Annotated in this window: 9 protein-coding genes; 7 read left to right on the top strand and 2 right to left on the bottom strand. The window is 50.1% G+C overall.

Annotation, left to right across the window (positions count from 1 at the left end; genetic code table 11):
* The first annotated feature begins 466 nt into the window (after window positions 1–466).
* The 4 genes from VN23_RS07565 (at window position 467) to alaS (ending at window position 6146) form a co-directional block, all read left to right on the top strand.
* Complete coding sequence (locus VN23_RS07565) at window positions 467–1144, top strand: DsbA family protein (protein WP_052746723.1); 678 nt, start codon at window positions 467–469, stop codon at window positions 1142–1144.
* Between the two features lie 40 nt (window positions 1145–1184).
* Window positions 1185–1823 (top strand): NAD(P)-dependent oxidoreductase, encoded by a 639-nt coding sequence (locus VN23_RS07570; RefSeq protein ID WP_046352958.1) that lies wholly within the window; start codon window positions 1185–1187, stop codon window positions 1821–1823.
* A gap of 239 nt (window positions 1824–2062) precedes the next feature.
* Window positions 2063–3247, top strand: coding sequence for a Bcr/CflA family multidrug efflux MFS transporter (locus VN23_RS07575; RefSeq protein WP_046352957.1), 1185 nt, complete (start codon window positions 2063–2065; stop codon window positions 3245–3247).
* Between the two features lie 271 nt (window positions 3248–3518).
* Window positions 3519–6146, top strand: coding sequence for an alanine--tRNA ligase (gene alaS / locus VN23_RS07580; RefSeq protein WP_046352956.1), 2628 nt, complete (start codon window positions 3519–3521; stop codon window positions 6144–6146).
* A gap of 107 nt (window positions 6147–6253) precedes the next feature.
* On the opposite strand, the gene VN23_RS07585 is transcribed toward alaS, so the two are convergent.
* On the bottom strand, window positions 6254–7144 hold the full coding sequence (locus VN23_RS07585; RefSeq protein ID WP_046352955.1) for a hypothetical protein: 891 nt from the start codon (window positions 7142–7144) through the stop codon (window positions 6254–6256).
* A 337-nt stretch (window positions 7145–7481) separates the two neighbouring features.
* On the opposite strand from VN23_RS07585, the gene VN23_RS07590 reads away from it, so the two are divergent.
* Window positions 7482–10115 (top strand): cytochrome c peroxidase, encoded by a 2634-nt coding sequence (locus VN23_RS07590; protein ID WP_052746722.1) that lies wholly within the window; start codon window positions 7482–7484, stop codon window positions 10113–10115.
* Window positions 10116–10244: 129 nt separating this feature from the next.
* A complete protein-coding gene (locus tag VN23_RS07595) occupies window positions 10245–10901 on the top strand; it encodes a peptidoglycan DD-metalloendopeptidase family protein (RefSeq protein ID WP_046352954.1) in 657 nt (218 codons plus the stop codon).
* Window positions 10902–10915: 14 nt separating this feature from the next.
* Here VN23_RS07595 and VN23_RS07600 read toward each other — a convergent pair whose 3' ends face one another.
* Entirely contained in the window at window positions 10916–11884 is a 969-nt protein-coding gene (locus VN23_RS07600) for a hypothetical protein (protein WP_052746721.1), read from the bottom strand.
* 112 nt (window positions 11885–11996) lie between these two features.
* Between VN23_RS07600 and VN23_RS07605 the strand changes: the two genes are divergently transcribed.
* Window positions 11997–13907: a UvrD-helicase domain-containing protein gene (locus VN23_RS07605; RefSeq protein WP_046352953.1), complete on the top strand. Its 1911-nt coding sequence runs from the start codon at window positions 11997–11999 to the stop codon at window positions 13905–13907.
* The last annotated feature ends 26 nt before the right edge of the window (window positions 13908–13933 follow it).

Genomic DNA, 13933 nt, shown 5'->3' on the forward strand with positions numbered 1-13933 from the left:
AAGGCTGTTCTCGTTTATTGGTTTGTGAAATTAAGTTATTTATTTTGTTTTTTTAATATTTTCAAAACTTGCCATCTAGATTGCTATCGCGGCTATTCGCGTAGAGCTTAAAAGTCCCCTTGAAACACGCCGGAGCGAGGAACAAGCGGGGCGGGGTTTCGGCAAGGGAGCGAGGAACGAGCCAATCCCGCCCGCCGCCGACTCGATTGTCCGCAGCGCAGGAGCCTTCGTGTTTCGTGGGGTCGCCTTCTTTGGCTTCGTTTCTTGGCGAAGCAAGAAAGGAAGGCCCCGCGGTGGCTACCGCTCCTAAATTAACGTGCCGAAGGCACTAAAAAGATCTTTTTGAATTTTAGTCCCCCCCTACCCCATATTGTTCCATATTTATAAACATTCAATTCTTAATTGGCTTATTTATCTAATCAATCAACACAGGCAAGATAGCAGCATATTCTTTAGGAAGCACAGCATGCTACATCTCTTATTTGATCCTCTTTGCGGTTGGTGTTACGGCGCAGCGCCTGCTCTTGCTGCTTTAAAAGCACACACAAACCTGAAATGGCAGTTGCACCCAACGGGGCTATTTTCCCACCCACAAACGATGAATGCTGAGATGGCAAATTACTTCTGGAGCAACGATCAGCGCATCGCCCAAATGACAGGCCAAGAATTTAGCCAAGCGTATAAAAACCATATCTTGGCTGACTTAAACACACCCTTTGATTCAAGCGCCTCCACCCTAGCCTACTACCTGATTAGCCAGGCAGTGCCCGAACAGACCATTGATGTACTGCATCGCGTGCAACAACTACGCTACGCCAAAGGCACACAAGACACAGTGGCTTTTCTTGAGCTAGCGACAGAGTTTGGTCTGGATGCCGAGCAGTTTGCCAAAGACTTTGCAGCAGGCTGGCCAAAAGAATTACACGCTATAACACAGAAGGCTCAGGCCTTAATGCAAGACAACGGCCTGCGTGGCGTACCGACACTTTTGCTACAGCTTCCTCTTAGTCCCGCAAGCGGGGAAAACCAAGTCCATAAGAAACAAGGGCGTTTTTCTTATGGGGGCGATCAGTTCACAGTCGTCCCCAGCGCTTTGATGTACCAAGACCCGCAAGATTTAATTGATTTTGTCGCAAAGCAGTAAACAAACCCGCTTTTACACACTTAATTTACAAGGAAACACCATGAAAATCGCAATCATCGGCGCAACAGGTTATGTTGGCTCTAAGCTCTTAAACGAAGCGCTTGAGCGCGGCCATCAAGTCAGCGCCCTAGTGCAAAACATCGCCAAACTACCTGCTCACGCAGCCCTTACCGCAATCAAAACAGATGTGAACGACGAAGCGACACTAAGCGCCCAATTAGCAGGCCACGACATCGTGATCAGCGCATTCAGCGGCCATGCCGCAGGCGATGTTTACCAATATTTTGTTGATGGTTTTCAGCATATTCTGAACAGCGTAAAAGCATCAGGCGTGCCACGTTTGCTGGTGGTGGGCGGCGCAGGCAGCTTAGAAGTCGCCCCCGGCGTACAAGTGGTAGACACCCCCGATTTTCCAGCCGAATGGAAAGGCACCGCACTCGGCGCACGCACCGCACTGGAATTACTACGCAAAGAAAGCGCACTGGATTGGACTATGCTCAGCCCATCTGCGCATTTAGAGCCGGGCGCACGCACGGGTAAATTCCGCTTAGGCGGCGATCAATTACTGCTTGATGCTCAAGGTGAAAGCCGTATTTCGGTAGAGGATTACGCCGTAGCCATGCTGAATGAAGCAGAAAACGCCCAACACAGCCGTCAACGCTTTACCGTAGGCTATTAATTAATACGCAAACGGCTTCTAGCAGCGCCCCACAATCTAATGCTTAGATTGTGGGGCGTTTTTTAGTGCTGATGCCGCAATGTACTGCCATATAATTTAGAAAATACCGCATAAAAGCGCAAACCACTACGATCTATCGTTATTAAACACCGTAACAATAGAATGTCGCGCTATTTGTACCTTGCTTAGTCGGCGTACAATAAGCCACCTCTCTCCTATTTAATAAAAAGCAAAAACGCATGCGCTATTTCCCGCCTTGGCTGCTCTTACTGGGTGCGCTTACTGCACTTGGCCCGCTTTCCATCGATATGTATTTACCCAGCTTCCCTGCTATTTCGCATAGTTTGGGCGCGACTCCCGGCTCGGTGCAGCTCACTCTTGCCAGCTTTTTTATTGGCTTAGCCATTGGTCAGGCTATTTATGGCCCGTTTAGCGACCGCTTTGGCCGTAAGCCTCCGCTCTACTTTGGCCTGGTGATTTATATTCTGGCCTCCATAGGCTGCGTCTTTGTCACAGATATCAATCAACTGATCGCTTTGCGCTTTTTACAAGCCCTTGGCGGCTGCGCTGGGATGGTGATTTCTCGGGCCGTAGTCAGGGATCGCTGCAATGTGCAGGAAATGGCCAAAGCTTTTTCTACCCTGATGCTGATTATGGGGCTGGCGCCGATTCTGGCACCTATTGTGGGCGGCTGGGTGGTGACCACGCTGGGCTGGCGAGCGATTTTTGCTTTTCAAATGCTGTTTGCGCTGGTTTGCTTTATTAATGTGCATTTCTTTTTTAAAGAAACGCACAACACCCAACACAGCCCGGCACTTGAATTAGGCAAAGTTTTAACAGGCTACGCCGCACTGATCCGCGATAAAGCATTTATGCGCCATACCCTGACGGGCTCGCTGATTATGGGCGGCTTCTTTGGCTATATCGCCGGATCGCCTTATATTATTATCGAGTTATTCGGTGTGCCCGCCGAGCACTTTGGCTGGATCTTTGGTAGCAATGCAGCGGGCTTTATTATCAGCAGCCAATTTAATGTGCGCGCACTTAAAAACCACAGCTCGGCTAATCTGCTCAGACGTGCGCTGTATTTGCCGGCTATTTCTGGGCTCAGCCTGTTTTTACTACAAATATTTGGCCTACTCAATTTCCCGCTATTGTTGCTGGGCTTATTTGTTTTCATCACCAGCATGGGCTTTATCACCCCCAACACCTCGGCAATGGCGTTGCAAAACCAAAGCAAACAAGCAGGGCTGGCTTCGGCCTTACTGGGTACGCTGCAATTTGGCTGCGCCACACTGGCCGGTTTATTAATGGGCTTGTGGCACGACAACAGCGCACTCCCCTTGCTCACCCTGCTCGCCGCATGTGGCACAGGCGCATGGCTGCTAAATCGCACTGGGCCAGCGACTATTGCAAAGGCTTAAGTAGCAGCACTCACCATGCCTCCCTCGTAGGCAACGCCATACAAAGCGATTCGAGCGATGAATAGCGCTTTGTATGGCGTATAAATCCACAAAGCAAACCAAACCTTGCTTCTTACTGCCATGCTTTTGACATCAAAAATACGCCAGCAAGCAGTCAGATTCACTCGCCCAGCTGCAAGCTCACCCCCTTATTAACAGGGTGCTACCCTGATGGTGGGCTTTCATTTAGAATCGGTACTTTCGTATTCACCGAATACCGACCCTACACACTATGAAATCAAACGAAATCCGCCAGAAATTCCTCGACTTCTTTGCCTCAAAAGGCCACCAAGTCGTTAACTCCAGCCCGCTTGTGCCAGGTAATGATCCAACGATCATGTTTACCGTAGCCGGTATGGTGCAATTTAAAGATGTGTTTCTGGGCTTTGATAAGCGCAGTTACACGCGTGCCACCACCAGCCAAAAATGCTTACGCGCTGGCGGCAAGCACAACGACTTAGAAAACGTCGGCTACACCGCACGCCACCACACTTTCTTTGAAATGCTCGGCAACTTTAGCTTTGGCGATTATTTCAAACGTGACGCCATTCATTACGCTTGGGAATTTCTGACCGGCCCTGAGTGGCTCGCCATTCCTAAGGAAAAACTGTTAGTCACGGTTTATGCCTCGGATGACGAAGCGTTTGAAATCTGGAACAAAGATATGGGTGTGCCTGCGGACAAAATCATCCGCATTGGCGACAACAAAGGCGGCGCTTTTGCCTCGGATAATTTCTGGGCCATGGGCGACACCGGCCCTTGTGGCCCTTGTACCGAGATTTTCTACGACCACGGCGATCATATCTGGGGCGGCCCTCCGGGTAGCCCGGAAGAAGACGGCGATCGCTTCGTAGAAATCTGGAATAACGTCTTTATGCAGTTCAACCGCGATGCAGACGGCGTGATGCACCCGCTACCTAAGCCATCCGTTGATACCGGCATGGGGCTGGAACGCCTGTCTGCCGTGCTGCAAAAGGTGCATACCAACTACGAAACAGATTCATTCGTCACCCTACTGCAAGCCGCAGCAGAAGCGACTGGCGTGCCTTACAATCAGGAAACGCCGTCACTTAAGGTGATTGCAGATCATATCCGCGCGTGCTCCTTCCTAATTGCTGACGGCGTATTGCCAAGTAATGAGGGCCGTGGCTATGTATTACGCCGCATCATTCGCCGCGCAGTGCGTCATGGCTATAAATTGGGCCAGAAAAAATCATTCTTCTTTACTCTGGTTGCCGCACTCGTGGCCGAGATGGGCCATGCCTATCCAGAGCTAGTGCAAAAACAAACGCTGATCGAAGAAACACTGAAATACGAAGAAGAGCTATTTGCCAAAACGCTAGAAAACGGCATGGCCTTGCTCGATACCGCCTTGGCGGGTGGCAAAACCATTCTGGATGGCGCAACAGCCTTCAAACTCTCTGACACCTACGGCTTCCCTATCGACTTAACCGCTGACGTATGCCGCGAGCGCAATGTCAGCGTCGACATGGAAGGCTTTGAAGTGGCGCTGAACACCCAACGCGCTCAATCCAAAGCCGCCGGCCAGTTTAAAGCGGTAACCGGCCTTGTGTACGACGGGATCGCAAGCTGCTTCCACGGCTACACCGAAAGCACCCAAGCCGCCAAAGTATTGGCGCTCTACCGTGGCAGCGAGCCAGTTGAAGTGCTAAATGCCGGTGAAATAGGCGTGGTTGTACTCGACCACACGCCGTTTTACGCAGAATCAGGCGGCCAGGCCGGTGACGTAGGCCGCATTCGCGCTGCGGGCGATATCCTGTTTGACGTGGTAGATACACAAAAAGTGAAATCAGATGTATTTGGTCATCAAGGCACGGTTAGCAATGGCAATCTCAAAGTTGGCGACGCTGTGACCGCCAGCATTGATCTGGCAAAACGTCAGGCCAGCCAGCGCAACCACAGCGCAACCCACTTGCTACACGCCGCACTGCGCACCGTACTTGGCACGCATGTAGAGCAAAAAGGCTCGCTGGTGACCTTTGAGCGCACCCGTTTTGACTTTAGCCAGCCAAAACCGGTCTCGCCAGCTGAAATCGCCCAGATTGAAGCCTTGGTCAACGAAGAAATCATGCGCAACGACGCCGTTTCTGCCGCTGAAATGAGCTTTGACGACGCCATTGCTGCAGGTGCCATGGCGCTATTTGGCGAAAAATATGGCGACGATGTACGCGTATTAAAAATGGGCGAATTCTCTACCGAGCTATGCGGCGGCACGCACGTTGGCCGCACTGGCGATATCGGCCTGTTTAAAATCGTGGCCGAGAGCGGCATTGCAGCAGGGATTCGCCGCATTGAAGCCATCACCGGCGAAGCCGCTTTAGCACTGATTCAAGCGCAAGACAGTGAAATCAAAGCCCTTGCCGCGATGACGCAATCTAAGCCGGGTGAACTGATCGCTAAGCTTGAAAAACTCCAAGCCGAGCTAAAGCTAGCCCAGAAAGAAGTACAAAGTCTGAAAGGGCAAATGGCCTTTGCCCAGCTGGACAGCCTGATTGGTGTTGGCCTGCGCAGCATCAACGGCATCAAATGCCTCGCCGCAGTGGTTGAAGGCGCAGAAGGCACCGTATTGCGCGAAATGAGTGACAAACTCATGGATCGCCTACAAAGCGGCATCGCCCTGCTCGCCAACGTAAGCGATGGCAAAGTCAGCCTAGTCGCCCGCGTCAGCAAAGACTTAACCGGCAAAGTAAAAGCTGGCGAGCTAGTCAACTTCGTCGCCCAGCAAGTCGGCGGCAAAGGCGGCGGCAAACCAGACCTAGCCCAAGCGGGTGGCACAGAACCAGAAAACCTAGCTACCGCACTTGAAAGCATTCCGGCATGGCTTGAAGCAAAGCTATAAGCCTGCTTGCAGCACAGGCTTGTAAATAAAATGGGCGACTCCTTGAGGAGTCGCCCGTTTTGTTGGTATTTAGCAAGCTCGTTTCTATCGCATTAAAAACAAACCATTTATAGAACAAGGGCAGCACCTAGTGTCCACCCCCTAAATCCTTCTTCGCCCCGGATAATCGATGTACTTAGCTTTAAGACTCGCGGCTGCCCAGCAATGACTCCAAGTGGCACATAAAAACCAGTGCCCAGCTCTGCTAAATAATGACTAATTGAGTTACCCTTTATATATTTACTTAGATACAAAAACCCAAGAGGATAAATAGTAGTATCAAACACATAAAAACCTGTTTTTTTGTCCAGATCCATTTTAATACTGACAATATCACTTCTTAGATTTTCCAGCGGCGCAATGCCTTTATTTATATCTATCGTTTGCATAGAACGAAAACCAAGCCCCATCAAACTATTTATCTCACCTTTAGTGTATTTATAATAAACGCCAACCGAAGGATTAACTGCCCAAGCATAGCTGCTCATATACCCTCTATACGCTTGATTATCACTTGTAATGTCAACCGTCATTTTAGATCGGGCAATAGAAAACTCTGAATCAACAAAAAAATCTTCCAAAAAAGGATACTGATAACCAGCAACTACAGCCACGCTGCTATTTTTAACATCAAACATTGCACCATCATGCATTAATCCGCCTTGATAATATTCTTTTTTTACTCTTAAATACCCCAATTTTATGCCCGTACGAAACACGCCTGCTCCTAATTTCATTGAATAAACGGGGATAGGTAGCCGCACAATACTTATATCAAAATCTGATTCCTCACCCATTTCTGCAGGCTCAGAAAAATACCCTGCGCTAATGCCCTCAGAAATAGCTAACTCAGTAGTAAATCCATGTAATTCATTTATAAAATCTTGATCAAGCTGTATTTCTGAATGCGCAGGGTAAATACAAAAAACACAGACAAGCATAATTATTATTTTATTCATTACACCTCCTTTTTTTTACGATCGCAAATGAGCCATATGTAATGACAATAAAAATTTTAAAAAACTAACAATAGATAAATTGCAACCAAGAAAAATATGGCCATAGCAAATACAGGGATCAAACCATGCTAACTGACTCCTAAGGCAAAGTCTGTAGGGTTTGCAATGGACTCAGTATTAAATAGTAGCGCACAGTGCACATACACTCTTGCCACCCACCCAAGGTTTATGTAACTCAAAAACCTCAGGATAAGCCACGCATCCTGCTTACAAAAAAATAGCCAAATAGAATATCCTCAGCGTACAATCCGCGCTTGATAATAATTCGTATTTCACAATGAAACTGCAACACCTTGCCTCCCTCCTATGCTCGCTCTCTCTCTTTACCGCCTGCACCAGCGATTCTCAGCCAGAAATCAAGACCGGCAACTTACTCAAAACCACGGGGGTTGATTACGATACGCGTAGCCAGCATGGCCGCACGACGGCCAATGGCGAGTACCAGTATGTAGACGGCGAGACGGTGATTTTCCGTATTGGCTCGCTGGTGCTTGGCCAAGTGGCAGCAGGCGCAATGATTACGCCGCTGACTCTCGCTAAAAACGAGGCCGATGCGCACAAGATCATGCAGCTTTTACTGACGCTGGATGAGGACGACGATGCCAATAATGGCATTCAGATCGCCGCCAGCGATGCGGCACGTTTTGTCAAAGAGCAAACCATTCAATCCGCAAGCATTGAAGAATTACTCGATGCCAACCGCGTGGCGCACACGCTGGTCAGTGCTGAATATACCCGTCAGTTTTACAACCTCAGCATGCAGGCTATCAGCGGCAGCAAGCCTAGCCCGCGTTATACCCGTAAAGATGCAGACAGCGGCGCAACACTGAGTGATGAAGCGACTCGCGCAGGCTGCGTGGCCGATAGCCAAACCGGCTTAAGCTGGGAAGTTAAAACCACCGATGGCTTACGCGCAGCCAAACACCGCTACCTGCCCACGATGGTGCGCGGCGCAAGCAATGAGGGCCAGTGCGATCCAAGCTTAGAAATCTGCACCCCAGGGGACTACAGCGAAAAAGTAAACGAAGCCAAGCTATGCGGCTTTGAAGACTGGCGCACCCCGACTGAGGCCGAGCTAAAAACCCTGCTCGATCCTTCGCAGTACGATGCGGCTAAGCAGCTGGCCGCCATTGATCGCCACGCTTTCCCTGATGCTGCGCCGACATTTTACTGGAGCGACACGCTCAGAAAAGTGCATGGCTTTTTAGCGGTATGGTTTAACGACACGCATAAAACACTCGATTCCACCTTGCTGGCCAAAGAGCGTTACGGCGCGCTACGTCTGGTGCGCGGCCCGATGATTCCTGATGCGCCAAGTAAAGAAGATCAGGAAGAGCCCAACTACATTCCGCTGACAAATGAAGGTAAATTGCCAAAAATCGGTCAGCCTTATGCCTGCGTGGATATCAACGACAGGGCTTTGCTGGCAAACAAGCAGAAAGCAGAGATTCGCCTACTCACCCCATCAGATAAAAGCGCACTCGCCAATCAAAGCCTCAGCCCAGAGCAAGTTAAAACACTTCTAAGCACTAGCAATGCAGGGGCTTGCGGAGTAAGTAACTGGCGCTTACCCACCAGCGCTGAAATGAGCAAAATCCTCACACTGGCACTGGATACAGAAAACACCGAGCTGCGACTAGCCATGCCTTATCTGGATAGCAAAGCCAGCTACTGGGTTGGCACAGCAGATCAACTCAGCAGCATTTCAGCCAACTCGCCTAACGCCCAAAGCCCTAATACGGCGCGCATTGTGCTGATTTCTCAAACCGCCCGCCCCTTCTTTGAGCGCGTGCCAACCGGCCCGAACACTCGCCCAAGCGATGCAGAGCTTGCCAGCTGGCGTGATCAGTATTCACGCTATCAGGCGGGTAGCAGCAGCCAGCCCAACTGGCCTGCACCTACGCTGGACGCCAGTACCAAGGAAGGCTTTGCCGATTTAGGCCTACTGCCCGCCCCAATTTTCCCTGCGAACAATCCTTATTCGCCAGAAAAAGTAGCGCTGGGTGAAAAACTGTTTGCTGATCCGCGGCTTTCGCGTAATAACTTAATCTCTTGCGCCAGCTGCCATGACCCTAAAAATGGCTGGAGTGATCCGAAAGAATTATCCGAAGGCCATGTGGGCCAGCTGGGCAATCGTAATGCGATGACGATCATCAACACCGCTTACGTCAAAGAATTATTCTGGGATGGCCGCTCTAAATCGCTGGAAGAACAAGCCAAAGGCCCAATCAGCAATCCGCTGGAAATGCACCAAAGCCTAAGCCAAACGGCCTATAAAATTGCCGCAGCGCCCGAATACGCCGCGCTCTTTACTGCAGCCTTTGGTGACAGCAGCATTGATGCCGACCGCATTGCCAAGGCGATTGCCACTTTTGAGCGCACCATCACCAGCCAGGACAGCGATTTTGACCGTTTCTTGAAAGGCGATCGCAAAGCGCTCAGCAATGACGCGCTATGGGGCTTGCAATTATTCCGCACTAAAGCGCGCTGCATTAATTGCCATAACACGCCTTTAATGTCGGACAACCAATATCACAGCAATGGCCTACATTATTATGGCCGTGAATTGGAAGATTTAGGCCGCTTTAACGTCACTAAAAACCCGGCCGATATCGGAAAATTCCGCACCCCAATGCTGCGCGATATTATTTATAGCGGCAATTATATGCACAATGGCTTGTTCTCTATGGGCAATGGGGTAGGTGTATTAGCCATGTATAACGCAGGCATGGTGCAAACATTGCCAACAGGATTAGATAAATTTGATCCTCATTTCCCAAAAACCTCGCCGGAAATTAAATCACTCGGGCTAAGCAAGAATGAAATCAACGCCCTGTTTGAATTTATGAAAGCGATATCTTCCGAGCCAAGAACACGCCCGGCCACAGCAAAGGAGCTGTTTCAGCGTTAAGCCATTGGTAAATACTTAATTAAAAATGGCGCACAGTATTATGTGCGTCATTTTTTCATTTATCCGATCCATTTCTTACCCCAATTAATACCCAGAGCAGCATTTACACAGGGTGTTAAAATCCGCCGCATGCCTATCTACACACGCCCCCTTTTCTTCGCCCTGCTTTTGCTGCTCAGCGCCTGCGGTACTGTGCCGCTTGGTGAGGGACAGTATCAGGTTAAAGCAGGCGATACGCTTTATAGCATTGCCCGCAGCACGGGACGCAGCGTGGGAGAGATTCAGCGCTTAAATCAGCTTAGCGATAATACGATTCAGATCGGGCAGATTCTTAATGTGGGGCCCGGCCGCGCAAACCCGGCACCTGCTACTCGCCCCAAAGCGCCGGTAGCAAGCCCCCCTGCTCCGGTTAGCAAACCCAAAGCACCCGCCATCGAGTTGACATGGCCAAATAAAGGCCCTGTTTTGCAAGGCTTTAATGGCAAAAGTAATAAGGGGCTAAATATTGGCGGCGCGGCAGGATCGCCGATTTATGCTGCGGCTAGCGGCAAAGTGATTTACGCCAATACGGTGCGTGGCTACGGCAAGCTACTGATTATCAAGCACGATAAAGACTATCTCACCGCTTACGCACACAATCAGCATATCTTAGTTAAAGAAGGCGATAGCGTAAAGCAGGGGCAAAATGTGGCCGAAATGGGCAGCACGGGTAGCGATAAAGTGATGCTGCATTTTGAGCTGCGCTTTAAAGGCGCAGCCATTAACCCCAACCCTTTCTTGCCCTAGATTACGAGGCCTAATTAAAACGAGTAGCCCAAGCCCAGTAAAATCACATCGGTGTCTTTGTCGTGCGAAGTGACCGTTCTATTCCAAGCCACGCGCGCGCGCCAGTTATCGCTAAAGCGATAGCTGCTTGCCAGCGTAATCAGGCCTGATACGGCCTTTTTGTCAATATCTGGCTGGTGATTCCGATAGCGTTTTCCTACCGAAAAATACGGCCCTACCCCCAAACCTACGCTGAATTTATCGTCAAAAAAACCAGGCTCATACCATGCTTGCAGGGTAATACCACTGCGACGCAAACGATCGGTTTCGCCTTCCTGAATAAAAGAGGCCGACGCTTTCAGACCCGGCGCAAAAGCGTAACGATATTCCAGCGCCCCGGCATCGGCCACTTCCGAGCCAAAGCTATTCACAATAGTCTGCCCCAAATACAGCACCACTTCTTGCTTGCCTCTGGCACCGGGCCAGCTGGCATCATTAAATGCCATCGGAAACAGCTCGTAACCCATACCAAACATAATTGAATTAGTATCAATGCTGTGCGGTGTTTCAATACGATTGAATCGCAATTTATATTGCCAGTTACTTTCGCCCTGCCATGTGGCTTGCAAGCTAAAAATACCGCCCCAGCCATGCTCATTTAAATACCCACGGCTATCTGGTGATCGCCTTGTGGTATCAAAATAACGATAAGGCCCTGCGCCTACGGCTAATGTTAAATTCGGGTGTAAGGCTTTCGTTTTACCCCATACTTGAAAAGTATGTCCATCGCGATGGTGATCATCCACATGGCCTTCATTTAGCCAGGAAAAACTGAACGCTAGATCTTCATTAATTTCATGCATATAAGACAAGGTCCATGCGTATGAAGTTTGATCACTTTGATCACTACTCATCGCACCTGCTAACACCGACAAATTATCAGCCTGAGCCAAAGGCGCACAAAGCGCCATCGAGGCAAGGCTGCATTTAATCCAATTACGCATATTCATCCTGATTTATGATGCAGGCCATTGTTAATAACTCGCGCTCAAAACAGCGCCAAACCGTTTAAAATACACCACTGCGCAGCTTGCGAAATACTTACAGAAGAAAATCATGCACGAGTTGGAATGGGATAGCGAACATCAGGCCATTTTTAATTGGCTGGAACACCCTGACCAGCACTCGTCCGGCCTGATTTGTGCCCGTGCAGGCACGGGAAAAACCACCACCTTAGTTGCCGCCTATAAACAGCTACGCAGCCAAGGGCATAGCCCGCTGGTACTTACTTTTTCTAATAGCGGGCGAGACACCTTTATTAAGCGCTGCCGCAGCCACTATCCTGAATTACCTCCGCCGCAAGCCTACACCTTTGACGGCTATGCCCTGCGAGTGTTTGCGCAATATTCCGGCAGATCAAGGCTAAGGCCCCGGCGGCAGCGGCCAGACGTATTGGCCAACTTAATTGACTTAGCCATGAATGAGTCCATCGACATCCTCAACGATAGTCTGTCTGAAGACGAAATACGTATCCCTCGCGACAGTCAGTCTTTAGCTATGCTGCATCAGTTTATCGACGATGCAAAAGTAAGTCTGTCATTTAATACCCCCCCTTTTGCCCTATGGGGGGAGCTGGATGAGGAAGAAGACGAATACGATGTAGACGATGCGCTGATGCGCTTAGGCCTTAGCCGCCAGCGCTACCGATTATTTAAGCGCTTTGAAAACGCCCGCGAGCGATTAGAATTTCTCGCCCCCGGTGATGCGGCCTTTGATTTACTGCGTGAGCCTGAAATCATTGCCAATGATTTAAAGCAACTCGGCATACGCTGGGTACTGGTCGATGAGTTTCACGATACCAAACCCGTGCACGAGCAGATTTTGCGGCATATACAAGCAGCGGGCGTGCGCATGCTGGCAGTGGGCGATGATGCGCAGGATATTTACGAATGGCGTGGCCTGACTACTTTTTCTGCATTCAAAGCGTGGGAGGCGCAATCCGCGCCGTTTGGCTTATCACGTTCTTTTCGCTTTGGCCGCCCGCTCGATCAAATTGCCAGCCGCCTGATTAAACCTCTAGGCAGCGCTATTGAAGTACGCTCCAAAGCCAGCCACTACACACGGCCTAAACTGCGCAAAGTGACGATGGAAGCCGATACCAGCGCTATTTTGGAAGACTGGCAGGCCACCGGCCGTAGTCTTAACGAATGCGCCATCTTAGTGCGCGAAGCGGATGCCTCCAAACCGATCGAAGACGCGCTATTTAAAGCGGGCATCAGCTACCGCATGGAAGGCAGCCGCCCGTATTTTTTACGCCAAGCGGCGCTGCTTTGCCAAGCCATAAGCTACCTTGCCAGCAATAAACCAGCCGTTCATGACAGCAGCGATGTCGACGCGTTTCTGGCGCTGATCCAATCCCCAGCATGGGAAATCAGCGAGGAGCAGATCGCCAATTTCCATAAAGAGCTCATCAGCACCGACCATGAAAATAAACCGCTCTACCGCCTAGACTGGCTACCCGATGCTTATGCCATTTTAAAAGGGCTGATCCCCGCACCGATGGCGCACCTGGCTTTTATCAGAATCAAAGAAGAAAAAACACCTTTACCCCTGCGTTTGGAAGAACTCCTTGATCAGCTCAACTTAAAACCCCTTGTCGCCCTCAGTGGGCCCACTGCCCGCGCCGCCAAAGCCCGTTTACAACTCTTCAAAACACTGATCGCCGAGCTAGGCAAGATAGGCCCAGACGCACTTAGCAAAGACTGGCTGAAGCGCCGCCAGCGTTATCAGCAATTTAATAAGCAACGCGTGGTACTCAGCAGCGTGCAACAAGCCAAAGGGCGTGAATGGGCGCATGTGATTTTGCCGCAGCTGAGCGATTGGACACTCCGGGAGGGCGCAGATTCGGCCAATGAGCGCAGGCATTTTTATGTAGCCATCACTCGCTCACGCGAATACCTTAGTATTTTGGGTAATGAGCAGAGCATTCAACACAGCCCCTGGCTGGGGGAGATTGGAATTAAATAGCTGATGCTAGCCTTCTTAAATCCCAC

The sequence above is a fragment of the Janthinobacterium sp. B9-8 genome (assembly GCF_000969645.2).
GTDB lineage: Bacteria > Pseudomonadota > Gammaproteobacteria > Burkholderiales > Chitinibacteraceae > Iodobacter.

Excerpts from the sequence above, each read along its gene's own strand:
- VN23_RS07565 (WP_052746723.1), top strand. The coding sequence starts at position 467 with ATGCTACATCTCTTATTTGATCCTCTTTGCGGTTGGTGTTACGGCGCA.
- VN23_RS07570 (WP_046352958.1), top strand. The coding sequence starts at position 1,185 with ATGAAAATCGCAATCATCGGCGCAACAGGTTATGTTGGCTCTAAGCTC.
- VN23_RS07575 (WP_046352957.1), top strand. The coding sequence starts at position 2,063 with ATGCGCTATTTCCCGCCTTGGCTGCTCTTACTGGGTGCGCTTACTGCA.
- alaS (WP_046352956.1), top strand. The coding sequence starts at position 3,519 with ATGAAATCAAACGAAATCCGCCAGAAATTCCTCGACTTCTTTGCCTCA.
- VN23_RS07585 (WP_046352955.1), bottom strand. The coding sequence starts at position 7,144 with ATGAATAAAATAATAATTATGCTTGTCTGTGTTTTTTGTATTTACCCT.
- VN23_RS07590 (WP_052746722.1), top strand. The coding sequence starts at position 7,482 with ATGAAACTGCAACACCTTGCCTCCCTCCTATGCTCGCTCTCTCTCTTT.
- VN23_RS07595 (WP_046352954.1), top strand. The coding sequence starts at position 10,245 with ATGCCTATCTACACACGCCCCCTTTTCTTCGCCCTGCTTTTGCTGCTC.
- VN23_RS07600 (WP_052746721.1), bottom strand. The coding sequence starts at position 11,884 with ATGCGTAATTGGATTAAATGCAGCCTTGCCTCGATGGCGCTTTGTGCG.
- VN23_RS07605 (WP_046352953.1), top strand. The coding sequence starts at position 11,997 with ATGCACGAGTTGGAATGGGATAGCGAACATCAGGCCATTTTTAATTGG.